Annotated in this window: 20 protein-coding genes and 1 tRNA gene; 5 read left to right on the top strand and 16 right to left on the bottom strand. The window is 66.8% G+C overall.

Going from position 1 to position 22,759, the window contains the following annotated elements; translation table 11 throughout:
• Positions 1–20: 20 nt before the first annotated feature.
• From AAYO93_RS07840 to rplU, 10 genes are all read right to left on the bottom strand, one after another.
• Positions 21–96: transfer RNA gene (locus AAYO93_RS07840), tRNA-Ala, on the bottom strand.
• Between the two features lie 95 nt (positions 97–191).
• The gene (gene rsfS, locus AAYO93_RS07835) at positions 192–569 is read right to left on the bottom strand and encodes a ribosome silencing factor (RefSeq protein WP_345764422.1); all 378 of its coding nucleotides are present in this window, start codon (positions 567–569) and stop codon (positions 192–194) included.
• Between the two features lie 40 nt (positions 570–609).
• Positions 610–2,118, bottom strand: a complete 1,509-nt coding sequence (locus tag AAYO93_RS07830; RefSeq protein WP_345764421.1) for a hypothetical protein — start codon at positions 2,116–2,118, stop codon at positions 610–612.
• Positions 2,115–2,717: a nicotinate-nucleotide adenylyltransferase gene (gene nadD / locus AAYO93_RS07825; protein ID WP_345764420.1), complete on the bottom strand. Its 603-nt coding sequence runs from the start codon at positions 2,715–2,717 to the stop codon at positions 2,115–2,117. The genes AAYO93_RS07830 and nadD overlap by 4 nt, the downstream gene beginning before the upstream one ends.
• Before the next feature lie 11 nt (positions 2,718–2,728).
• Complete coding sequence (locus AAYO93_RS07820; RefSeq protein ID WP_345764419.1) at positions 2,729–2,968, bottom strand: hypothetical protein; 240 nt, start codon at positions 2,966–2,968, stop codon at positions 2,729–2,731.
• Between the two features lie 102 nt (positions 2,969–3,070).
• A complete protein-coding gene (locus AAYO93_RS07815; protein WP_345764418.1) occupies positions 3,071–4,339 on the bottom strand; it encodes a glutamate-5-semialdehyde dehydrogenase in 1,269 nt (422 codons plus the stop codon).
• A gap of 26 nt (positions 4,340–4,365) precedes the next feature.
• Positions 4,366–5,148 carry a glutamate 5-kinase gene (proB, locus tag AAYO93_RS07810; protein WP_345764417.1) on the bottom strand — a complete coding sequence of 261 codons (783 nt, stop codon included), beginning with the start codon at positions 5,146–5,148 and terminating at the stop codon, positions 4,366–4,368.
• Entirely contained in the window at positions 5,145–6,686 is a 1,542-nt protein-coding gene (obgE, locus tag AAYO93_RS07805) for a GTPase ObgE (RefSeq protein ID WP_345764416.1), read from the bottom strand. The genes proB and obgE overlap by 4 nt, the downstream gene beginning before the upstream one ends.
• A gap of 127 nt (positions 6,687–6,813) precedes the next feature.
• The gene (gene rpmA, locus AAYO93_RS07800) at positions 6,814–7,068 is read right to left on the bottom strand and encodes a 50S ribosomal protein L27 (RefSeq protein ID WP_163289946.1); all 255 of its coding nucleotides are present in this window, start codon (positions 7,066–7,068) and stop codon (positions 6,814–6,816) included.
• A 30-nt stretch (positions 7,069–7,098) separates the two neighbouring features.
• Positions 7,099–7,407: a 50S ribosomal protein L21 gene (gene rplU, locus AAYO93_RS07795; RefSeq protein WP_163289947.1), complete on the bottom strand. Its 309-nt coding sequence runs from the start codon at positions 7,405–7,407 to the stop codon at positions 7,099–7,101.
• A 265-nt stretch (positions 7,408–7,672) separates the two neighbouring features.
• On the opposite strand from rplU, the gene AAYO93_RS07790 reads away from it, so the two are divergent.
• Positions 7,673–7,960 (top strand): DUF4031 domain-containing protein, encoded by a 288-nt coding sequence (locus AAYO93_RS07790; protein ID WP_345764415.1) that lies wholly within the window; start codon positions 7,673–7,675, stop codon positions 7,958–7,960.
• Between the two features lie 28 nt (positions 7,961–7,988).
• On the opposite strand, the gene AAYO93_RS07785 is transcribed toward AAYO93_RS07790, so the two are convergent.
• A complete protein-coding gene (locus AAYO93_RS07785; RefSeq protein ID WP_345764414.1) occupies positions 7,989–10,457 on the bottom strand; it encodes an Rne/Rng family ribonuclease in 2,469 nt (822 codons plus the stop codon).
• Positions 10,458–10,771: 314 nt separating this feature from the next.
• Between AAYO93_RS07785 and AAYO93_RS07780 the strand changes: the two genes are divergently transcribed.
• The gene (locus AAYO93_RS07780; protein ID WP_434056675.1) at positions 10,772–11,371 is read left to right on the top strand and encodes a vitamin K epoxide reductase family protein; all 600 of its coding nucleotides are present in this window, start codon (positions 10,772–10,774) and stop codon (positions 11,369–11,371) included.
• A gap of 128 nt (positions 11,372–11,499) precedes the next feature.
• On the opposite strand, the gene ndk is transcribed toward AAYO93_RS07780, so the two are convergent.
• The 5 genes from ndk to AAYO93_RS07755 all read right to left on the bottom strand — a co-directional run bounded on the left by ndk (position 11,500) and on the right by AAYO93_RS07755 (position 18,064).
• A complete protein-coding gene (gene ndk, locus AAYO93_RS07775; RefSeq protein ID WP_345764413.1) occupies positions 11,500–11,919 on the bottom strand; it encodes a nucleoside-diphosphate kinase in 420 nt (139 codons plus the stop codon).
• A complete protein-coding gene (locus AAYO93_RS07770) occupies positions 11,916–12,422 on the bottom strand; it encodes a DUF4233 domain-containing protein (protein WP_345764412.1) in 507 nt (168 codons plus the stop codon). The genes ndk and AAYO93_RS07770 overlap by 4 nt, the downstream gene beginning before the upstream one ends.
• The gene (locus tag AAYO93_RS07765) at positions 12,419–13,780 is read right to left on the bottom strand and encodes a bifunctional folylpolyglutamate synthase/dihydrofolate synthase (protein WP_345764411.1); all 1,362 of its coding nucleotides are present in this window, start codon (positions 13,778–13,780) and stop codon (positions 12,419–12,421) included. Before AAYO93_RS07765 ends, AAYO93_RS07770 begins: the two co-directional genes overlap by 4 nt.
• A complete protein-coding gene (gene ileS, locus AAYO93_RS07760) occupies positions 13,773–17,195 on the bottom strand; it encodes an isoleucine--tRNA ligase (protein WP_345764410.1) in 3,423 nt (1,140 codons plus the stop codon). Before ileS ends, AAYO93_RS07765 begins: the two co-directional genes overlap by 8 nt.
• Before the next feature lie 224 nt (positions 17,196–17,419).
• Entirely contained in the window at positions 17,420–18,064 is a 645-nt protein-coding gene (locus AAYO93_RS07755) for a TetR family transcriptional regulator (RefSeq protein WP_345764409.1), read from the bottom strand.
• 78 nt (positions 18,065–18,142) lie between these two features.
• Between AAYO93_RS07755 and AAYO93_RS07750 the strand changes: the two genes are divergently transcribed.
• From AAYO93_RS07750 to AAYO93_RS07740, 3 genes are all read left to right on the top strand, one after another.
• Positions 18,143–19,504 (top strand): MFS transporter, encoded by a 1,362-nt coding sequence (locus AAYO93_RS07750; protein ID WP_345764408.1) that lies wholly within the window; start codon positions 18,143–18,145, stop codon positions 19,502–19,504.
• A 172-nt stretch (positions 19,505–19,676) separates the two neighbouring features.
• Positions 19,677–22,292, top strand: a complete 2,616-nt coding sequence (valS, locus tag AAYO93_RS07745; protein ID WP_345764407.1) for a valine--tRNA ligase — start codon at positions 19,677–19,679, stop codon at positions 22,290–22,292.
• The gene (locus AAYO93_RS07740; RefSeq protein WP_345764406.1) at positions 22,289–22,735 is read left to right on the top strand and encodes a GNAT family N-acetyltransferase; all 447 of its coding nucleotides are present in this window, start codon (positions 22,289–22,291) and stop codon (positions 22,733–22,735) included. The genes valS and AAYO93_RS07740 overlap by 4 nt, the downstream gene beginning before the upstream one ends.
• Positions 22,736–22,759: the final 24 nt, after the last annotated feature.

Genomic DNA, 22,759 nt, shown 5'->3' with positions numbered 1-22,759 from the left:
TGAACTCGATCAGGGGTTTTTGGTGGATCTGAGGGGACTCGAACCCCTGACCCCCTGCATGCCATGCAGGTGCGCTACCAGCTGCGCCACAGACCCAGATGCCGTTTTCGATCTCTCGGAAACAACCTCCTCAGACTACTACATTCGACGCGCACGCAAAAACTGAGGGCCGCGGCGATCGTGGAGAACGGCTATTCGGCCGACTCGTGCACCGGGAGTTCGAGGGGAAGGACCGGGCAGTCCTTCCAGAGTCGCTCGAGCGCGTAGTACATGCGGTCCTCTTCGTGGAACACATGCACGACAAGGTCGCCGAAGTCGAGCAGGATCCATCGCCCTTCGGACTTGCCTTCACGGCGGAGGGTCTTGACGCCTGCCTCGTTGAGCTTGTCCTCGACCTCGCTCGCGATGGCGACGACGTTGCGCTCGGAGCGCCCCGTGACGAGCAGGAAGATGTCAGCGAGCGGCAGCGGATTCGACACGTCGAGTGCGACCAGGTCGTCGCCGCCCTTCGCGTCGGCGGCGCGGGCCGCGACCTGCAGGATCTCGATTGAACGTTCGGATGCGGTCACGCGCGTACCAGCCGGATTACGGAACAGTTGACGGAAATGATCAGAAGACCTTCAGGATGTAGCCGGCGACAAGGAGCCCTACGACCCCGATGGCCAGGACGGCCGCCGTGATGGACAAAACGACGGGCAGACGGCCACCGCGCTTCTTGGGCGGAGTGATGACTCCGCGGGTCGACGTGTGCGTGCTGACCGCGCGCGAGGCGCGGATCGGGGCCACATCGGAGGTGTTGAACTCGTTCTCGTCCTGATCGAACATGCGATCCATGTCGGACGTGTCATAGCGATCGGGGTGCTGGCCGGTCGAGCCGAGGCCACGAGGAAGATCGATCGATCCGGTCACGAGGATCTCGCCTGTGCTGGTCAACGGGCCCGTTGCGTCGGGTGCGGACGGAACGACCGGCAGGATGAGTGCATTCGTCGTCGTCGCAGCTCCCGAAGCCCCGACGCTGCGCGACAGGATCTGGTCGAACTGCTGGTTCTTGTCATCCAGCTCACCCGCGGTGGACCAGTGACCGACCGGCGGCTGGTACGGCTGGCGCGACTCTTCGTCGGCGGCCACAGCCTGCGCCTCGGGCGCGACTGCCGCCGCGGGCGCCTGCTGGATCGGAGCAGGCGGTGCCGGAAGGAAAGCGGGCGCCGGTGGGGCCGGGTCCACGGCCTGGGCAGGTGCTGCGGGCACTACCAATGGCAGCCCGAAGCTCATCTCGCCGTCACGGGAGCCCGTCTCTTCACGAACGTCGTCGGCCGCCGACTGACCGGCGTCGGGGTCTGCGTTCGTGGGCGTCAGCGGTGCGAACGGCCACGCGCTGGGAGCCGCGGGCTCCTCGGCCAGCGAAAGCGACGAGGCGGCGGGCGCAGAATCTTCCCGGCTCTCGGCCTCGGGCGGATTCTGCGCGAACAGAGCAGCCAGCGGATCCACGACGGGCTCTTGGGCTTCCGCCGGAGGCGGGGTGAACGCCGGGGCGGCAGGCTCGGCATGGTCGACCGACCCGTCCGCGCGTCCTCCGGCGAACTGGTTGGCCTCCTGCGCCTGGAGCATCGCACGGAGCTCACGCCGGGTGAGCGTTCGCTCCGGAACCCATGCGTCGGACTCGTCCAGTGGGGCGGTGGTCTTGGAGGGCGCCGGAGTGAATTCGGATGCCGGAACGAGGGCGACCGGTGTGGTGACCGGCTCGACGGCGTCGGGCGCCGGGGTCTCTCGGAAGAGCGGCGACTGCGGGGGTGTCGGAGCGGCTTCGGGCTGAACAGGCGCCGATGGGGCCACGATCGAATCGAACGACCCGCCGTAGGCCGGGAGGTTCGGGCGCACAGGGGGCGCGCCCGCTCCGCCGAACGGCGTCGGCGCGGCCTGGGATTCGGCCTCTGCGGCGTCGCGCCCGGACGCGAAGACGTACGGGGTCGTGACGGCCGGGATCTCACCGGCAGGGGTAGGTTCAACGGTGGCCGCCCGACGGGACGAGGCCGGCGCATTCTCTTCGGGAGCCTGCAAGCGCTCCTGTTCGCGGGCCTGTCGCCGTGTCTGTGGCGGCTGGTCTTGCCACAAAGTCATGCCACACTCCGATACAGATGGTGTTTGGAGATGTACTGAACAACACCGTCGGGCACGAGGTACCAGACGGGGAATCCCCTGCTCACCCGGCTCCGGCAGTCGGTTGACGAGATTGCCAGGGCCGGAACCTCCAACAAGCTTACGTCCTGGTTAGGCAATCCTGAAATGGTCAGGTCATGTCCCGGGCGACTCACAGCGACGAAATGAGCAAGCGCCCAGAGTTCGTTCACATCGCGCCAGCTCAGGATCTGAGCGATCGCGTCGGCGCCGGTGATGAAGAACAACTCGGCTTCCGGACGGGATCGATGGATGTCGCGCAGGGTGTCGATCGTGTATGTCGGGCCCTCGCGGTCGATGTCGACCCGACTCACGGTGAAGCGCGGATTCGAGGCGGTTGCGATGACCGTCATCAGATAGCGGTGCTCGCCGGCAGAGACGTCGCCCTTCTGCCACGGATGACCCGTCGGAACGAAGACAACTTCGTCGAGGTCGAAGGACTGGGCCACTTCGCTCGCTGCGACGAGGTGGCCGTGATGGATCGGATCGAACGTTCCACCCATCACGCCGATGCGTGGGCGGCGTTTCTCCGGCAGTACCATGCGATCCGGGTTCAGTGCCCGGACTCGGTGGGATGTCCCGTGCCGTGGTGGGTCGCGCCCGGAGCGGTCGCGTGTTCGGCTGCGTGGGGCCCGGTGCGGTGGCTGTGACGGTTGGCGACATCACGGTAGGTCCAGATGACGAAACCCAGGACGGCGAAGATGACGATGGCGGTCAGGCCGAACCCCCACGGCGGCATGAAAAGCTCTGTCGTGGACTCAGTCTGGGCCAGGACGGCCGTCAAGAATGACATCGTGGTTCTTCCTTTCCTCGGCGCGAACGCCACCCCACAGTCTAGTGCGCGAACGCTCCCAGTCCTCGCATAGAGGCCGCCCAGCAGCGTGTCAGCGGTGGCTCAGCTCCTCGTCTGCCCAGAGCCGCGCACGATCCATTTGGTACTCGTGAGCTCCGGAAGCCCCATCGGGCCGCGCGCATGGAGCTTCTGGGTCGAGATCCCGACTTCGGCGCCGAAGCCGAATTCGCCGCCGTCGCTGAAGCGCGTCGACGCGTTGACCATCACGACGGCCGAATCCACTTCGGCAAGGAACCGATCGGCGTTCTGTAGGTCGTTGGTGATGATCGATTCTGTGTGCTGCGTCGAATAGCGACGGATGTGCGCCATGGCCTCGTCGATCGTGTCGACGACCTTCACCGTGATATCGAGGCTCATGTGCTCGGTGGACCAGTCTTCCTCCACGGCCGGAACGGCGAAGGGGAGAACGGCGCGTGCACGTTCGTCCGCGTGGATCGTCACTCCGGACTCGACGAGGCGTGCGGCCATGAGGGGCAGGAGCCGATCGGCGGCTGCCGCGTGCACGAGCACCGTCTCGACGGAGTTGCAGACGCTCGGCCGCTGGACCTTCGCGTTGTGCACGATCTCGACGGCCCAGTCGTCGCGGGCGGACTCGTCGAGGAAGATGTGGACCACACCGGCGCCGGTCTCGATCACGGGCACCTTCGACTCGAGCACGACAGTGGAGATCAGGTCGGCACTCCCGCGCGGAATGAGCACGTCGACCAATCCGCGCGCCTTCATGAGCTCGGTGGCGCCCTCACGCCCGAATTCATCGATGGTCTGAACCGACTCGGGAGGCAGACCAGCCCCCGAGAGCGCGGACTGGATCACCTCGACGAGCACCCGGTTGGTGTTGATCGCGGCGCTGCCCCCACGGAGCACCACAGCATTGCCGCTTTTGAGAGCCAGCGCCGCTATGTCGACGGTCACGTTCGGCCGCGCCTCGTAGATGGCACCGACCACCCCGAAAGGCACTCGGACCTGGGTGATCTTCACCCCGTTGGGCAGCGCGCTCCCCCGGACCGCCTGCCCGACCGGGTCGGTGAGGCCAACGATCTGGTCCACCGCATCCGCCAATGCTTCGAGCCGCGCGTCGCTGAGGGTGAGCCGGTCGATGAGCCCTGCGGACAGACCGTTCTCGCGGCCGTTCGCGAGGTCGAGCTCGTTCGCTTCGAGGATGCTGCGGGCCGACTGCCGGATGCCGGCCGCGATCGCGGACAGAGCGCCGTCCTTCTGCGTCGTCGTCGCGGTCGCGAGCGCGATCGACGCCGACTTCGCGGCGGTGAGCTTGTCGAAGAGGGTCGCGAGGTCCAGGGTGGTCTCGGGCATGATCCCAGCTTACCGACACGGTGTGGCTAGGGAGCCGGGGCGAACCAGGTGCCGACGCGCTCTCCCCGGAGGGCTTCCGTGACGAGGGTGGTCGCGGTCAGGATGACCGCTGTGCCCTCCTCCGCAGCCTGGCGCGCGGCCGAAACCTTGGTCAGCGCCCCGCCCGTGCCGACCCCGGAAAGGCCGGTTGACCCGATCTCGACGCCCTCGAGGGCATCATCGAAGGCGACCTCGTCGATTCGCTCGGCTCCCGGGTCCTGCGGAGGCTTCGTGTACAGGGCATCCACGTCGGAGAGCAGGATCAGCAGGTCGGCCTTCACGAGCAGCGCCACGAGCGCAGCGAGCCGGTCATTGTCACCGAACCGGATCTCGTGGGTCGCGACGGTGTCGTTCTCGTTGACGATGGGCAGGATCCGCAGGTCGAGCAGCCGTTCCATGGCTCGTTGCGCATTGACGCGGTGAGTCGGAGTCTCCATGTCGCCGGCGGTCAGCAGGACCTGGCCCGCGACGATGTCGTACCGGTCGAGACTGTCCTGGTAGCGGTAGATGAGCACGTTCTGTCCGACAGCGGCGGCGGCCTGCTGGGTGGCCAGATCCGTCGGCCGGGAGTCGAGGGCCAGGTACGGCATCCCGGTCGCGATGGCACCGGAGGAGACGAGGATGACCTGCGTACCCCTCCCGTGGGCCTCGGCGAGGGCGTCGACGAGCGGCGCGATCTGTCCCGCGTTGTCACCGCTGATGGACGAGGAGCCCACCTTCACGACGACGCGTCTCGCGGCGGGAACCTGGCTGCGATCCGCGATCGTCATTCCGGATCGGTCTCCTCACGTGTGATCGCGAAACCCTCGTCGTCGTTCCAGAGGCCCGCCTCGCGCTCGCGCACGAGTTCCGCGCGCGCCTCTGCCTTCGCATCCATGCGCTCGAAGTATTCTTCACGCCGTTGGTTGCGCGTCGGACGGTGGCTGGCGTCGAGGCGAGCATCCGTTCCGCGTGGTGCGGTCAGGAGCTCCGCGGTCGAGGTCAGCGTGGGCTCCCAGTCGAAGACCACGCCGTTGCCATGTCCGATGACGACTGTCGATCCTGCCTCGGCTCCGGCCTTGAAGAGTTCGTCCTCGACGCCGAGCTTCGCGAGGCGATCCGCGAGGAAGCCCACGGCCTCGTCGTTGGCGAAATCTGTCTGGGCGACCCAGCGTTCCGGCTTCGCGCCGAGGATGCGATACACGTTTCCGAACGAGCCGCCTTCGACCCGCACGACGAAACCGCCGTCGTCGACAGCCTTGGGCCGGATGACGATGCGCGGCCGGACCAGTTCGGCCGCGGCCAGCTCGGCGCGAGCAGTCTCGACGACCTCCGCGAGAGCGAACGAGAGCTGACGGAGCCCCTCGTGGCTGACGGTGGAGATCTCGAAGACGCGGTATCCACGCGATTCGAGCTCAGGGCGCACGAAATCGGCAAGCTCGCGGCCGTCAGGAACGTCGATCTTGTTGAGAGCGATCAGCTGGGGGCGCTCGAGCAGCGGCACCTGGCCGTCGGGAACCGGATAAGCGGCCAGCTCGGCGAGGATGACGTCGAGATCGCTCAGCGGATCGCGTCCGGGCTCGAGCGTGGCGCAGTCGAGTACGTGCAGCAGGGCGCTGCAGCGCTCGACGTGCCGCAGGAACTCGAGGCCCAGGCCTTTGCCCTCGCTCGCGCCCTCGATGAGACCGGGGACATCCGCCACCGTGTAGCGGACCTCGCCCGCTTGGACCACACCCAGATTCGGGTGCAGGGTGGTGAACGGGTAGTCGGCGATCTTCGGCTTGGCTGCGGAGATCGCGGCGACCAGGCTCGACTTTCCTGCCGAGGGATACCCGACGAGCGCGATGTCGGCGACGGTCTTCAACTCGAGGTTGACATCGCCTTCCCATCCCGGCGTTCCGAGCAGAGCGAATCCGGGTGCTTTGCGCTTGGTCGATGCGAGTGCGGCGTTTCCGAGCCCGCCCTGGCCGCCGGGTGCGACGACGTAACGCATGCCCGGCTCGTCCATGTCGATCAGCTCGTTGCCGTCGACGTCTTTGACGACCGTTCCGAGTGGAACGAGGAGTTCGAGTTCTTCGCCCGTGTGGCCGCTGCGGTGATCGCCCATTCCGAAGCCGCCGTTGTCGGACGAGCGATGAGGATTGCGGTGGTAGCCGAGAAGGGTGGTGACCTGGGGATCGGCGACGAGCACGATGTCGCCGCCGTTGCCGCCGTTGCCGCCATCAGGACCGGCGAGGGGCTTGAACTTCTCGCGACGGATCGAAACACACCCGTTGCCGCCGTTACCGGCGCGGAGGTGCAACGTCACGTGATCCACGAACGTTGCCATGACTACTCCAGGTGCGTTTGTTGTTAGGGACTACGGTACTGCGTGGCGGGGATCCGCCGAGGGCCTCAAACACGGATGGGCGAGCCGAAGCTCGCCCATCCGAAAAGCCGTGTGTGTCGTGTGCTGGTTAGGCGTCGACCACGATGTTGACGACCTTGCGGCCACCCTTGTTGCCGAACTCGACCGCGCCTGCGGCGAGGGCGAAGAGAGTGTCGTCGCCGCCACGGCCGACGTTCACGCCGGGGTGGAAGTGGGTGCCACGCTGGCGGACGATGATCTCGCCGGCGCTGACGACCTGGCCACCGAAGCGCTTCACGCCGAGGCGCTGAGCGTTCGAGTCACGGCCGTTGCGAGTGGAGCTCGCTCCCTTTTTATGTGCCATCTGCTTCTTCTCCTAAGCCTTGTGTCGGCGCTACGCGATGCCGGTGATCTTGACGCGCGTGAGCTCCTGACGGTGGCCCTGGCGCTTCTTGTAGCCGGTCTTGTTCTTGAACTTCTGGATGACGATCTTCGGACCGCGGAGGTCGCCGAGGACCTCGGCAGTCACCTTCACCTTGGCGAGCGACTTCGCGTCGGAGGTGATCTTGTCACCGTCAACAAGCAGCACAGCAGCCAGCTCGACGTTGCCGTCCTTGTCGGCCTTGATGCGGTCCATCGTAACGATGGTGCCGACCTCGACCTTTTCCTGCCGACCACCGGCGCGCACAACTGCGTAAACCACTTTTACGTACCTTTTCTCTGGGGATCCGCACCCGCGCTTCGAAAAGCTGCTGCTGCAGTTCCTACTTATTCTTCAGGGAGTCACTGGGGAGAATGAAGTCGCGCTTGCGGCGCTCCACCTCTCAGAAAACCATGGCAAACGTGCGGGCTATGCCCAACACACACCAACGGTCAACTTTACCTGATGGGTCTCCCCCGGTCAATTCGCGCCGCGGCTCGCACTGCTGCCCGCCCATCCCGGCACGACCGGTTCCTACAATCATCCTATGACGGTGCTGATCGATCCCCCTGCGTGGCCCGCCCATGGCACGCTCTGGTCGCACCTGGTGAGCGACGCGTCGCTCGTCGAATTGCACGATTTCGCGGCCGCGAACGGCATCCGGCGCCGCGCGTTCGACCTCGACCACTACGACGTTCCGGCGGAGATGTACGACCAACTGGTCGACGCCGGCGCCGCTGCCGTGAGCGGCAAAGACCTGGTGCGCCGCCTGCGGGCCAGTGGGCTCCGCATCCCGGCTAAGGATCGCGAAGCCCACACGCACCCGGAGGCGTAGCGGGCGACTGGGCCGCCCGCGGCGGTGGTCAGTCCTCCGACTCGGTGCGGGTGACCTCGGGCGCGATTACCCCGCCCGACAGTGATGCTGTGGTGACCCGGCGATTGCGGCTACGGCCCTGGCCGGGCTGTTTCGGCTGGGGCAGCGCGTCGAGTACGGAGTCGAGAAGCTGCTCGGCCTCCTTCGTCTTCACCCGCCGGTTGCTCTTCGGCGGCGTCGCTACGGGTATGTCGAGGATGGCGACCGGCTCCGTCGGTTCAGCAGGCTCCTCGATCGGTCCGGCGACGTTCTCCCGCTCCGACTCGAGCAGCGCTTCGTCGACCGGCGCGGCGACGTGCTTTCCGTGCACGGCTTCCGCAGCATCCACGGCGCCCACCGATGCCTCTGCACCGTGCTCGTCATGAGCGTGGGCGAGGATGGTGCTGGCGGCGATCTGAGCGAGCGCATTCTTCGCGTCGTCGGTGATGGCGTGGGTCGCGCCGTTCGCGGTCGACGGCGTCGAACCTCCGTTGGCGTTCTGCTGCCCTCCCTGGCCGCCACGGCCGCGGCCACGACGCTCGGTCGGCGCCTGCTGGGCCGGACGGTGCTTGACGACGGGATCGTGGTGCACGATGACGCCGCGGCCCGCGCAGACCTCGCACGGCTCGCTGAAGGTCTCGAGGAGCCCCAGACCAAGCTTCTTACGGGTCATCTGCACGAGGCCGAGCGACGTGACCTCGGCGACCTGGTGCTTCGTGCGGTCGCGGCTGAGGCATTCGATGAGACGGCGGAGGACGAGATCGCGGTTGGTCTCGAGGACCATGTCGATGAAGTCGACCACGATGATTCCGCCGATGTCGCGCAGGCGAAGCTGACGGACGATCTCTTCAGCGGCCTCGAGGTTGTTCTTCGTGACCGTCTCTTCGAGGTTTCCACCGGAGCCGACGAACTTGCCGGTGTTCACATCGACGACCGTCATGGCCTCAGTGCGGTCGATGACGAGCGAACCACCGGACGGCAACCACACCTTGCGGTCGAGCGCCTTCTCGATCTGCTCGCTGATCCGGAACTCGTCGAACGCGTCGCGGTCGCCCGTGTACGGCTCGACGCGGTCGAGAAGGTCGGGCGCGACCTGGCGGAGGTAGCTCTCGATGGTCTGGCGCGCGTCGTCGCCTGCGATGATCAGCTTCTGGAAGTCTTCGTTGAAGACGTCGCGAACGATCTTGATGAGCAGATCGGGCTCGCTGTGGAGCAGCGCAGGGGCCTGGACCGATTCGACCTGCTTGCTGATGTCGGCCCACTGCGCCGTGAGACGGTTGACGTCGAGCGTCAGCTGCTCTTCGGTCGCACCTTCGGCGGCGGTGCGCACGATGACGCCGACGTTCTCGGGAAGCACGTCCTTGAGGATCTTCTTGAGACGCGCACGCTCGGTGTCCGGCAGCTTGCGGCTGATGCCGTTCATCGATCCGTTCGGCACGTAGACGAGATAGCGGCCGGGCAGCGACACCTGACTGGTCAGGCGGGCGCCCTTGTGGCCCACGGGATCCTTGGTCACCTGGACCAGCACGCGGTCGCCCGGCTTCAGCGCGAGCTCGATGCGACGCGGCTGGTTGCCCGTCTCGGCCGCCTCCCAGTCGACTTCACCCGAATACAGAACGGCATTGCGGCCGCGACCGATGTCGACGAACGCGGCTTCCATGCTCGGGAGCACGTTCTGCACGCGCCCGAGGTAGACATTCCCGATCAGGGATGCTTCCTGCGACCGGGCGACGTAGTGCTCCACGAGCACCTTGTCTTCGAGGACGCCGATCTGGATCCGGCCGTTCTTCGAGCGGACGATCATCTGACGGTCGACGGACTCGCGGCGCGCGAGGAACTCGGCTTCCGTGATGACCGGACGGCGGCGGCCTGCGTCGCGGCCGTCACGCCGGCGCTGCTTCTTGGCCTCGAGTCGCGTCGAGCCCTTGACCCGCTGCGGTTCGGTGATCAGCTCGGGCTCGCGCGGCGTGCGGACCTTGACGACCGTGTTCGCCGGGTCGTCCGATCCGGGCCTGCTCTCGTCGCCCGGCCGACGGCGCGCGCGACGGCGCACCGTGCTGGCCTCCTCACCGTCGCCGTCACGCACACTGCGAGGCAGCGGCGGGAGCGGTTTGATGTCGGGCGCCTGGAACAGGATCGCTGTGGCGGGGCGCTGCGGTGCCGCAGGAGCGGTCTCCACGACCGGCTCCTCGACTGCCTCGGACTCCTCGGACGTCGCATCCGAGGCAGTGGCCTCGGCCACGGGCGGCTCTGCGATGGTCCCGCTGCGGGTGCCTGCGGCAGCCGTGGGCTCCTTCACCGGAGCCGGATCCGGAATCGCCGGGGCACCGTTCGGAGCCTGGGTCTCATCCGTCGCTGTCGAAGGTTTCTTCGACGACTTACGTGCCCCGAAGAGTCGCGTGCGCTTCCTCGATCCCGTCTCGGCGGATGAATCCGCCCCGTTTGTCTGCGTCTTGTCGGTATTTTCGTTTTCCACCATCTCTGGTGCACTCCTCAACCGGGTGGGCGACCGCGCCACCTGCCCGGGTACTCTCCAGAGCGGAAACCACGCTGTGCGTCGTTCCGCCAATCCTTTACACGTGCGACCGGCTCTTGGCTCTGATCACACTGTCTCAATGTCTGACTGCCGGCCACTCTGACCGACCACTGCTGGGCGTATCGACGCCCAAAAAGCCTTCTTTGGCGCCTCTCCGGGCGCGGCCCGGGAGACTTCCCCTCAATTATCGCACGACCCCGCTGCCGTCCGTGCGCAGGGCCCCGTGACACGCAGGGTTGATATGTCATAATTCCACCGTGTCCCTGACTGAGCCAGCCAAGCGTCCGACTGTCCTCGCCATTTCGCTCATCATCGCTGGGCTCATCGGGTTCTGGGCGGCGTTCCAGCTCACGCTGGACAAGTTCGCGGTCCTCGCCAATCCCGACGCCCAGCTCTCGTGCAACATCAGCGTGCTCGTGGGCTGCAGCAAGAACCTCGAGTCGTGGCAGGGTTCGCTTCTCGGCTTCCCGAACCCCATCCTGGGAATCGCCGGCTGGACGGCCACGATCTCCGTCGGCGTCGGAATCCTCGCCGGCGCCCGCTTCGCACGCTGGTACTGGATGCTGTTCAACCTCGGTGTGGTCGGGGCGCTCGCCCTCGTGATCTTCCTGATCTACACGAGCATCTACCAGCTCTTCGTCCTGTGCCCGTGGTGCATGCTCACCTGGGTCGTCACGATTCCGACGTTCTGGCTGGTGACCCTGTACAACCTGAAGACGGGCAATATTCCCGTTCCGGCATCCGTCCGGCGGCTCGCTGCGGCCTGGTACAGCTGGGTGCCCCTCATCACACTCGCGTGCTACATCGTCGTCGCGGTCATCGCACAGGTTCAGCTCGACTGGCTGCACCGCCTCTGACCTTCGCGACGACGAAAGACGCGTCGCCGCACTCGTTGCGTCCCGTCGCACGTGGTCTACGTAGTGCGCCGGGACACAACAAGTGCGGCGAGCGGAAGGTGCGCCGACGAAGCTTCGCTTCGGAGGGCTCAGAACCAGAGCGCCAGCTCCCTTTCCGCCGACTCGGGCGAGTCGCTGCCGTGCACCAGGTTCTGCTGCACCCGGAGGCCCCAGTCGCGTGCGAGGTCGCCGCGGATCGTTCCCGGCAGCGCCGTCGTCGGGTCGGTCGCACCCGCGAGGGAGCGGAAACCTTCGATCACACGGTTGCCCGCAAGACGGATGGCCACGATCGGTCCACTCTCCATGAATTCGACGAGCGGTTCGTAGAAAGGCTTGCCGTCGTGTTCTTCGTAATGCTTGGCGAGCAGTTCGCGGTCGGCCTGCAGCATCCGGATGTCGACGAGGGCGTAACCCTTCGCCTCGATCCTGCGGAGGATCTCCCCGGTCAGGTTGCGCGCGACGCCGTCGGGCTTCACGAGGACGAGAGTCTCTTCAACGGTGGTGGTCATTCTGGTTTCTCCGTTCCCCGGTGGGATTCGTTGTCGGTGCCGATGTCGTTCTGGGGGTTCGCGAACTCCGCGGATTCGCGGGCGAGTCGGTCGCGGCGGTCGATCCGCCCGCCGACGATCATGCAGTACGTCCACATCGCTGTGAAGATCGCACCCACGATGAAGAAGGCGGGCACGAGCAGGCCGGCGGCGATCACGATGAGCTGGACCGCCCACCCGAGGATGATGCCGACGGGATACCGCAGGAGGGCGACGGCGACGATCATCAGCACGACGAGCGCCGCTCCCCCGCCGAGCGCGACGGGCGCGGGCAGGCTGTGAAGTCCGAACAGCACGAGCGCGCCCAGGAACACGATGATCAGTTCGAAGCCGAGGACGATCGAGCCGAGGCTCTCGCGCATCGTGCGGGTCCGTCGGGCGCGCCGCGCCGGCAGCCCGGCACCTGGTTCGCCGGGTACGCCTGGCGTCCCCGCTTCTCCGGGCGTCTCGGATGCGCCGCTCACGAAGCCGGCTTCCAATCGCGTGCGGCGGCGATCGCCATCGCATCGCCCACGAGCGTGATCGACCCCGTCACGACGACCGCTCGTCGCGACGATTCCGAAGCCCACTCGCGGGCGCGCTCGATCGCATCGTCGAGCTCGGAGAAGACGTACGTGGCGTCGGCGTTCGTGGCCGCAAGCACGAGGTCGCCGAGGACCTCGCTGTCGATGGCCCGCTCCGAACCGGACTGGGTGACATGGAAGCGTGTCGCCAGTGGGGCGAGTTCGCGGATGATGCCGACAGCGTCCTTGTCGGCGAGCACGCCGATCACGAACACGATCTCGTCGAAGTCGAAGTAGGTGCCCAGTGCTGCGGCGAGCGTCGCCGCACCGCTCGGGTTGTGTGCAGCATCGACGAGCACGGTCGGCTCGATCCCGATCAGCTGCAGACGCCCCGGCGACGTGGCTTCTGCCAGCCCTTCCTCGACGAGTTGCGGGTTGAGCGGCATCGTTCCGCGGCCGAGGAACGTTTCGACGGCGGCGACTGCGACCGCGGCGTTCTGTGCCTGGTGGTCGCCGTAGAGCGGAAGGAAGAGCTCGCTGTAGGTCGCGGCACGCCCGCGGATGGTCACCAGCTGGCCCCCGACCGCCACGTCAGTTTTCACTACCGCGAACCCGTCGGGCTGCACAGAGAAGGTCGACTCGGTCAGCTCTGCCGCGTGCTCCAGCTCGCGGAGCGCCTCGGCGGGCTGAGCCGCGCTCACCACGTCTGCGGCCGGCTTGATGATGCCCGACTTCGTGCGAGCGATTTCGGCGATGGTGTTGCCGAGTCGCTTGGTGTGATCGAGGGAGATCGGTGTGAACACTGCGACCTGGCCGTCACCGACGTTCGTCGAATCCCATTCGCCGCCCATCCCCACCTCGACGACCGCGACGTCGACCGGCGCATCCGCGAAGCAGGCGAACGCCAAGACCGTCATCGCTTCGAAGAAGGTGAGCGGAAGCTCGCCGGCCGTCTCGAGCTCGGAATCCACGATCTGGAGGTAGGGCTGGATGTCGTCCCAGTTGCGCGCGAGCGACTCGTCGCTGATCGGCTCCCCGTCGATCATGATCCGCTCGTTGAACCTGACCAGGTGCGGACTGGTGAAGAGCCCGGTGCGAAGACCGTAGGCGCGCAGGATGCTTTCGGCGATCCTGCTCGTGCTGGTCTTACCGTTGGTGCCGGTGACATGGATGATCGGGTACGCCCGCTGAGGATCACCGAGCAGTTCGACAGCTCGTCTCGTCGCTGCCAGGCGCGGCTGCGGGCTCGCCTCTCCGAGCCGTGCGAGCAACGCCTGGTAGACCGCGTCGCCCGCGGCTGTGAAGTCGTCGTCAGACATCGATGCTCCCGTCCCATCGGGTGACCGCCACGATGAATCGGCCGGAATTGGCGAACTGCCCGGCCGTGAAGTCCTGGTAGAACGCCGCCTCGTGCTCGACGACGCTCGCGAGCCATTCCGACGGGATCTGTCGCGCGAATCCGTCGATGGCAGGGTGGCTCTCCGGCCAGCGCAGCGTCGTCTCGAGCGCAAGGGTCTCCGCGGCGATGTCGACGTCGGATGCGCGCGTGAGCGCTATTGCATCCGCATCGTCGAAGAACACCAGGTCGAGCCGGATGCGGTCGCTCACGTCGAGTCCGGCGGCCCTCCGGGTGTCCTGCACGGCCCGGATGACATCGCGCGCGAGTCCTTCGGCTTCGAGGTCGGGTGTCGTGCGGGTGTCGAGGAGCACGAATCCGCCCCCAGGCAGCAGGGCGAGTGCCGTACCCGTCTCGCCTTCGGCCTGGGCCGTCTCGAGCACCAGGTCGAATTCGCCCTCGACGAGTTCGATGCCGCCCACGGTGACCACACCGTCGATCTCCGACCAGTCACCCGCACGGGCCGACTGGATCACGCGCTGGACGTCCTTGCCGAGTCGGGGGCCGGCTGGGCGTGCATTGACCGTGAGCTTGCTGGTGATGCCATAGTCGACGGCGCTGGACTCGTGCACTTCGACCAGGTCGACGGCTTTCACATTGAGCTCGTCGCGCAGGATCGACTCGAACGGAACCAGCGCCTCCGCGTCGTGCGCCACGACGGTCAGGCGCGCGAGCGGCAGGCGAACGCGCAAGGCGCCCTGCTTGCGCAGGGACAAGACGGTCGAACTGATCCCGCGGATGCGGTCCATGGCGTCGACCAGCGCATCGTCGGCCGGGAAGATCCCCGCATCGGGCCAGTCGGTCAGGTGCACGCTGCGTCCGCCGGTGAGCCCTTGCCAGATCCGCTCGGTGACGAGCGGGAGGAGCGGCGCCGCGACGCGCGCGTACGTCTCGAGCACCGTGTAGAGGGTGTCGAACGCCTCGCTGTTCTCCCCGTCGTCGACGACGCCCGCCCAGAAGCGGTCGCGCGACCGGCGGACATACCAGTTGGTGAGCACGTCTGCGAAGTCCCGGAGCTTGGCCGCGGCCATGGTGCTGTCGAGCGCTTCGAGGTCGGTCGTGACCTCTGCGACCAGGTCGCGCGTCTTCGCCAGCAGGTACCGGTCGAGGACGTCGGTCGAGTCGGTGCGCCAGCTCGCTTCGTAGCCGCTGGAGCCCGATCCACCGCTCGCGTTGGCGTACAGCGAGAAGAAATACCACGTGCTCCACAGAGGAAGGAGCACCTGGCGCACGCCCTCGCGAATGCCTTCCTCCGTGACGATGAGGTTTCCCCCACGCAGCACCGGGCTCGCCATCAGGAACCAGCGCATCGCATCCGAACCGTCACGGTCGAAGACCTCGTTGACGTCGGGATAGTTGCGCAGCGACTTGGACATCTTCTGCCCGTCGTTGCCGAGCACGATGCCGTGGCTGATGACGTTCTTGAACGCCGGCCGGTCGAAGAGCGCCGTCGAGAGTACGTGCAGGAGGTAGAACCAGCCGCGCGTCTGCCCGATGTACTCGACGATGAAGTCGGCCGGATTGTGCGAGTCGAACCAGTCGCGGTTCTCGAACGGGTAGTGGACCTGCGCGAAGGGCATCGCTCCGGAGTCGAACCAGACGTCGAGCACGTCGGGGATGCGGCGCATGGTGGACCGACCTGTCGGGTCGTCCGGGTTCGGTCGCGTCAGTTCGTCGATGTACGGGCGATGCAGGTCGGGCTGGCCGTCGGCTCCGACAGGGACCGTGCCGAAATCGGCTTCGAGCTCAGCCAGCGAGCCATAGACATCGACACGCGGGTAGGCCGGATCGTCGCTCTTCCACACCGGGATCGGCGAACCCCAGAAGCGGTTGCGCGAGATCGACCAGTCCCGGGCGTTGCCCACCCATTTGCCGAACTGGCCGTCCTTCACGTTGTCGGGAACCCAGGTGATCTCCTGGTTCAGTTCGCCCATCCGGTCGCGGAAATCGGAGACGCGAACGAACCAGCTCGATACGGCCTTGTAGATCAGCGGGTTGCGGCACCGCCAGCAGTGCGGGTACGAGTGCTCGTAGCTCGCCTGGCGCAGCAGGCGGCCGCCTTCGCGCAGCAGCTTGGTCAGCGGTTTGTTCGCCTCGAACACCTGGAGCCCGGCCACGTCTTCGACGACCGGCAGGAAGCGCGCGCCGTCGTCCACGGAGATGATGACCGGGATGCCCGCGGCCTCACAGACGCGCTGGTCGTCTTCACCATAGGCCGGGGCCTGGTGGACGATGCCGGTGCCGTCCTCCGTGGTCACGTAATCGTCGACGAGGATCTGCCACGCGTTCCCGGTGCCGTAAGTCTCCGCATCCGCGTAGTAGTCCCACAGACGGTCGTAATGCACGCCCTCCAGTTCGGAACCCGGGATGCGGCGGCTGACGGCGGCGAGCGCATCCGCCGACGACGCATAGCCGAGGTCTTTCGCGTAGTTGCCGACGAGGTCGAGCGCGAGCAGGTATTCCGCACCGAATTCCGCGTGCTCGGGATTGCCGTTGCCGTCGGCTGCGCCGTTCGGTCCGGCGGGCAGCACGGCGTACTGGATGTCCGGACCGACGACCAGCGCGAGGTTTGTGGGCAGCGTCCACGGTGTCGTCGTCCACGCGAGCGCACGCACGGCGGTCAGCCCGAGCGCTTCGGCCCTCTCGCCGACGAGCGGGAAGGTGACCGTGACAGTCTGGTCCTGGCGCATCTTGTAGACGTCGTCGTCCATGCGCAGTTCGTGGTTCGACAGCGGTGTCTGGTCGCGCCAGCAGTACGGGAGCACCCGGTAGCCGTCGTAGGCGAGGCCTTTGTCGTGCAACTGCTTGAACGCCCAGATGACGGACTCCATGTAGTTCACATCGAGGGTCTTGTAGTCGTTGTCGAAGTCGACCCAGCGCGCCTGGCGGGTCACATACTCGCGCCATTCGTGCGTGTACCGCAGCACCGAGTCGCGCGCGGCCTTGTTGAAGACCGCGATGCCCATCTCTTCGATCTGGCTCTTGTCGGTGATGCCGAGCTGCCGCTCCGCCTCGAGCTCGGCGGGCAGGCCGTGGGTGTCCCAGCCGAAACGGCGCTCCACCTTGCGTCCGCGCATGGTCTCGAACCGGGGGAAGACGTCTTTCGCGTAGCCGGTCAGGAGGTGGCCGTAGTGCGGCAGGCCGTTGGCGAAGGGCGGGCCGTCGTAGAAGACCCACTCCGGCGCATCCGCCCGGTTGTCGATGGATGCGCGGAACGTTCCGTCCTTCTTCCAGAAGTCGAGGACCTCGGTCTCGATCTCGGGGAAGTTCGGTGACGGCGTGACGCCGCGCGCGGCATCCGACGGCTGGTCGCCGGGGTTCGACTTGGGGTACGGCATTTCTCTCCTGGCAGGTTCTGTGTCTGCACGAGGACGCCAGGCGCTCGAGGCGCGAGTCGCGGTACCACCCCGCTTGCCGCGCACTGCCCCCTTCGGCACGGCGCGACCGCTTATTCGTTGGCTGTGACGGGCCAGCCCCGTTCGGTTCTACTGAGCGCGTCATGCTGCGCCGTTCTTCCGAAGACTCACCGGTGATGGCCGGGTCGACGTCTCTGCCTTCGATTCTAGCGGGTCGCCGCCTGGCGATCGAGCATCCCCTGATACCCGGAGCACACCGGTGTGATCGCATCCGCGACGTACGGCGTGAGAGCGCCCCGACGGACTCCCGCACGCGCCCACACTCCGGCCGCCGCGACCGCCGCACCGATGACCGCGGTGGCGATCGCCTGCGGCTCGAGCGTGCCGGGATCCGTCCCGAGGCGTCGCGCGATGTCACCGCTGAGTTGGCTGACGACCGCGGTGAACCGCGACAGCGCGGACGACTCGAGCTCGACACTCGTGCCCATCAGGTCGAACTGGGTGAGGGCGATCGGAACACGAGAGGGGCTGAAGTCCCCGGCAAGCGACAGGATCGCGCTCCGCACGGCCGTCAGCACCGGCACCTCATAGGGCACCGACGCGAGGATCTCGCTGAAACTGCGCAGGCTGTCGTCGACCTCGTACCAGAGCACATCGCTCTTCGCCGGGAAGTAGTTGAAGAAGGTGTTCCGGCTCACACCGGCGCGCTGGGCGATCTGATCGATCGTCGTTCCGGCGTAGGTCTGCTCGAGGAACAGCTCGGCCGCAGCCTCGGCGAGCATGGCACGGGATGACGCCCTAGGCCGGCCGGTGCCGTTGCGGGGGACGCGGGAATGGTCCGCTGCGCTCATGCGTTCCCCCTCATGCCTATTATTGGACCCGATCCAAATACTAAGACCGCCACAAGCGACAACAGAAAAGGACCGTTCGTGAGTTCATCCGACACCCTGACGTTCAGTGAGACCGATCGTCCAGGGATCACCCCCGGCACCGCCCGACGCGTGACCATCGCGTCGTTCGTCGGCACCTCGCTCGAATCGTACGACTTCTACCTCTTCGCGTACTTCAGCGCCTTCTTCGTCGGCCCGCTCTTCTTCGCGCCGCTCGGTTCGTTCGGCGAGGTCCTCGCCGCCTTCCTCACCATTGCGGCCGGGTTCGTCATCCGCCCCCTCGGTGCCATCGTCTTCGGCCACCTCGGCGACCGGATCGGGCGTCGGGCAACCCTTCTGATCACGATCAGCATCATGGGCGTGAGCACCGGACTCGTCGGCCTCCTGCCCACCTATGCAGTCGCCGGCTGGTTCGGGGCGATCGCGCTCGTGCTCCTCCGGCTCATCCAGGGCCTGTCTCTGGGCGGCGAATGGGGCGGCTCCATCCTGCTCGCCACCGAGTATGCGAATCCCAAGCGCCGCGGGTTCTATGCGTCGCTCCCGCAGCTCGGGTCACCGGTCGGGTCCATCCTGAGCGCAGTCGTCTTCATCGCGCTGCCGCTCATGCTCACTCAGGCCCAGATCGCCGAGTGGGGCTGGCGCATCCCGTTCCTGACGGCGATCCCGCTCCTGCTCGTCTCGCTCTATCTGCGCTGGTCCATCGACGAGACGCCCGTCTTCAAGAACCTGGTCGCGACGAACAGCCGCGACCGCTTCCCGCTCGCCGACGTGCTCCGCAACTCGCCCATCCCGTTCCTCATCGCCATCGGAGCCGCGGTCCTCGGGATCGGCTCGTACTCGCTGATGAACACCTACATGGTCAACTACGGCACGGCCACGCTGGGCTTCAGCTTCAACGACCTCCTGATCGCGACGACGATCGGCGGCCTGCTCCAGCTGGTCACGATCCCCCTCTTCGGCGTCTGGGCCAACCGGATCGGGTCCGCCAGGGTCGTCGCCATCGGCGCCGTGGGAACGCTCCTCATCACGTTCCCGATGTACTGGTTCCTGCAGTTCGCGACCTTCCCCATCCTCGTCGGCACCATGATCATCGGAGGCATCCTCCCGACGCTGTCGTGGGCCGGCCTCGGCGGGCTGATGGCCGACCTGTTCCCGAGCCGCAACCGCTACAGCGCGCTCTCGGTGGCGTACAGCATCGCTGCGCTCCTGACGGCGTTCATCCCGGCCATCACCCTCACGCTCGGCCACGCGACGGGGAACGCCTGGTGGCACCCCGGCATCATCCTGGCGATCATGTCGGTGATCACACTGGTGGCGGCGGGCTTCGCCGCCCGGCGCAAGCCGATCATCGACGAGCTGCCGATTCCCGCGCCGGCCGAGACCGCAGCGGCGACCGCGTAACCCGCAGCCACCACCGTGCCCGTTCCGGGCGAGTGCGCCCGCTCTGCGGGGCGCTCTCGTCCGGAGCGGGCGCTTTCGGCCTGTGCACCCGAGTGTCCGGTACCCTTGAAACACCGCACACTCAGGCACCCCACCATTGACACGGTGCCGCACATATCGATTCGGAGATGCAATGAGCGCCGTCAACCCTGTGCCCGACAAGCCCGCCCTCGAAGGGCTCGAAGCCAAATGGGGCGGCCGCTGGCAGTCCGAGGGCGCCTACCTCTTCGACCGGGCGAACGCTCTGTCCGCGACCGATCGCGACTGCATCTACTCGATCGACACTCCCCCGCCGACCGCGTCCGGCTCTCTCCACATCGGGCACGTCTTCAGCTACACCCACACGGACATCGTCGCCCGCTATCACCGGATGCGCGGCCAGTACGTCTTCTACCCCATGGGCTGGGACGACAACGGCCTCCCCACCGAGCGGCGTGTGCAGAACTACTATGGCGTGCGCTGCGACCCGTCGCTCCCCTACGATTCCGCCTTCACGCCGCCGTTCGAGGGCGGCGACAACAAGAGCTCCAAGGCCGCGGACCAGCTGCCGGTCTCCCGCCGCAACTTCATCGAGCTGTGTGAGCGCCTCACGGTCGAGGACGAGAAGCAGTTCGAGGTGCTCTGGCGTTCGCTGGGTCTCTCGGTCGACTGGTCGCAGACGTACCGCACGATCGGCACAGAGTCGCTCCACACCTCGCAGCTCGCGTTCCTGCGCAACATCGAACGCGGTGAGGCCTACCAGGCCATGGCTCCGACCCTCTGGGATGTGACGTTCCGCACGGCGGTCGCCCAGGCAGAGCTCGAGGACCGCGAACAGCCGGGCACCTACCACCGCGTCTCGTTCCACAGCGCGAACGGTCCGGTCTACATCGAGACGACCAGGCCCGAACTCCTCCCCGCCTGTGTCGCGCTGGTCGCGCATCCGGACGACGAGCGCTACCAGCCCCTCTTCGGCACGACCGTCACGACGCCGGTGTTCGGCGTCGAGGTGCCCGTGCTCGCGCACCACCTCGCGCAGCCCGACAAGGGCACCGGAATCGCCATGATCTGCACCTTCGGCGACATCACGGATGTGGTGTGGTGGCGTGAGCTCGATCTCCCGAACCGTGCGATCATCGGCTTCGACGGGCGCATCGTGTCTGAGGCTCCGGATGCGATCACCACCCAGGCGGGCAAGGCGGCGTATGGGGAGCTGGCGGGGAAGACGATCTTCTCGGCCAAGCAGGCGGTCGTCGAGCTTCTGAAGGAGTCGGGCGACCTCATCGGCGATCCCCGCCAGATCACCCACCCGGTGAAGTTCTTCGAGAAGGGCGACAAGCCGCTCGAGATCGTGTCGACCCGCCAGTGGTACGTGAAGAACGGCGCCCGCGACGAAGAGCTGCGGGCACGCCTGATCGAGCTCGGCAAAGAACTCGACTGGCACCCCGACTTCATGCGCGTGCGCTACGAGAACTGGGTGGGCGGTCTCTCCGGCGACTGGCTCATCTCGCGTCAGCGCTTCTTCGGCGTGCCGATCCCGATCTGGTATCCGCTCGACGCCGACGGCAACCCCGTCTTCGACCAGCCGATCCTCCCGTCGGTCGACAGCCTTCCGGTCGACCCTTCGTCGGATGCGGCCCCCGGCTTCGTCGAGAGCCAGCGCGACCAGCCCGGCGGCTTCGTCGGCGAGCACGACGTCATGGACACCTGGATGACCTCCTCCCTCACCCCGCAGCTCGCAGGCGGCTGGATGCGCGACCCCGAGCTCTTCGACGCCGTCTACCCGTTCGACCTCAGGCCGCAGGCCCAGGACATCATCCGCACCTGGCTGTTCTCGACCGTTCTTCGCTCACAGCTGGAGCACGGCGTCGCGCCGTGGGCCCACGCGGCGATTTCCGGCTTCATCGTCGACCCCGACCGCAAGAAGATGTCGAAGTCGAAGGGCAACGTCGTCACCCCGGTCGACATCCTCGAGCAGCACGGCTCGGATGCGGTCCGCTACTGGGCGGCATCGAGTCGCCTGGGAACGGATGCGGCCTTCGATCCCCAGAATCCGACCCAGATCAAGATCGGTCGCCGTCTCGCGATCAAGATCCTGAACGCGGCCAAGTTCATCCTCGGCTTCGAGGCGCCGGCCTCCGACGACCTCGCACTGGTGACCCAGCCGCTCGACCGAAGCATGCTCGAGCAGCTGGCCGCAGTGGTCGCCGATGCGACGGATGCGCTCGACGGCTACGACCACGCACGGGCCCTCGAGCAGACCGAGACGTTCTTCTGGGTGTTCTGCGACGACTATCTCGAACTGGTCAAAGAGCGCGCGTACTCCACCGCGGGCCCCGAGCAGGTCTCGGCGGTGGTCGCGCTCCGCACGGCCCTGTCCACCCTGCTCCGTCTGTTCGCCCCGGTCGCACCGTTCGCGACCGAGGAAGCCTGGTCGTGGTTCAACGAGGGCACTGTGCACCTCGCTCCCTGGCCGACGGCCGCAGAACTCACCGGCGAATGGGCCGACGAGTCGGCTGTGCTGTCGTTCGCGAGCCAGGCGCTGACGGGCATCCGCCGGGCGAAGACCGACGCGAAGGCGTCGCAGAAGACCCTCGTCGACAGCGCCGTCATCGCCGGCCCCGACGAGGCGATCGCGGCGCTCCGCCTTGCCGCGGACGACCTCAAGGCAGTCGGACGAATCGCCGACCTGCGGTTCGAATCCGGCGATGTGCTGGTGGTGACCGATATTCTGCTTGCGCCCATCCCCCAGACCGAGGAGGCCCGATGACAACGACCGTACGTCGCGTCGACGACGGTGAGTTCTTCACCTGGCTTGACCTGTACAGCGGTTACGGCGAGTTCTACGAGACCCCGCTGACCGATGAGAAGGCCGTACTCGTCTGGAGCTGGCTCTCCGATCCGGCACACGAGCTCGAAGCCTACTTCGCGCTCAACGACGCAGGTGACCCGATCGGCCTCGCTCACGTTCGCGTGTTCTCGCGGCCGCTCGCCGGCAGTCGCGGGTTGTTCCTCGACGATCTCTTCGTCACTCCGGATGCGCGCGGCGAAGGGGCGGCCACGGCCATCCTCGAGACGCTGAAGGCGCGTGCCCGCGACGAGGGGTTCTCGGTCGTGCGCTGGATCACCGCCGCCGACAACGACGAGGCGCGGCGCCTCTACGACCGGGTCGCCGAGAAGACGGAGTGGGTCACCTACGACCTCGTCCCGTGACGGAGGCTGAAACCTCACCACCTC

It is taken from the genome of Diaminobutyricibacter sp. McL0608 (assembly GCF_039613825.1).
Classification (GTDB): domain Bacteria; phylum Actinomycetota; class Actinomycetes; order Actinomycetales; family Microbacteriaceae; genus Diaminobutyricibacter.
This window is presented reverse-complemented; position numbering and strand designations above follow the sequence as displayed.

Coding starts and splice junctions, on each gene's coding strand:
- AAYO93_RS07830 (WP_345764421.1), bottom strand. CDS start 2,118: ATGACTTTGTGGCAAGACCAGCCGCCACAGACACGGCGACAGGCCCGC.
- ndk (WP_345764413.1), bottom strand. CDS start 11,919: ATGACCACCACCGTTGAAGAGACTCTCGTCCTCGTGAAGCCCGACGGC.
- rpmA (WP_163289946.1), bottom strand. CDS start 7,068: ATGGCACATAAAAAGGGAGCGAGCTCCACTCGCAACGGCCGTGACTCG.
- AAYO93_RS07785 (WP_345764414.1), bottom strand. CDS start 10,457: ATGGTGGAAAACGAAAATACCGACAAGACGCAGACAAACGGGGCGGAT.
- AAYO93_RS07790 (WP_345764415.1), top strand. CDS start 7,673: ATGACGGTGCTGATCGATCCCCCTGCGTGGCCCGCCCATGGCACGCTC.
- AAYO93_RS07765 (WP_345764411.1), bottom strand. CDS start 13,780: ATGTCTGACGACGACTTCACAGCCGCGGGCGACGCGGTCTACCAGGCG.
- AAYO93_RS07820 (WP_345764419.1), bottom strand. CDS start 2,968: ATGTCATTCTTGACGGCCGTCCTGGCCCAGACTGAGTCCACGACAGAG.
- AAYO93_RS07815 (WP_345764418.1), bottom strand. CDS start 4,339: ATGCCCGAGACCACCCTGGACCTCGCGACCCTCTTCGACAAGCTCACC.
- nadD (WP_345764420.1), bottom strand. CDS start 2,717: ATGGTACTGCCGGAGAAACGCCGCCCACGCATCGGCGTGATGGGTGGA.
- AAYO93_RS07740 (WP_345764406.1), top strand. CDS start 22,289: ATGACAACGACCGTACGTCGCGTCGACGACGGTGAGTTCTTCACCTGG.
- ileS (WP_345764410.1), bottom strand. CDS start 17,195: ATGCCGTACCCCAAGTCGAACCCCGGCGACCAGCCGTCGGATGCCGCG.
- obgE (WP_345764416.1), bottom strand. CDS start 6,686: ATGGCAACGTTCGTGGATCACGTGACGTTGCACCTCCGCGCCGGTAAC.
- valS (WP_345764407.1), top strand. CDS start 19,677: ATGAGCGCCGTCAACCCTGTGCCCGACAAGCCCGCCCTCGAAGGGCTC.
- AAYO93_RS07755 (WP_345764409.1), bottom strand. CDS start 18,064: ATGAGCGCAGCGGACCATTCCCGCGTCCCCCGCAACGGCACCGGCCGG.
- proB (WP_345764417.1), bottom strand. CDS start 5,148: ATGACGATCGCGGATCGCAGCCAGGTTCCCGCCGCGAGACGCGTCGTC.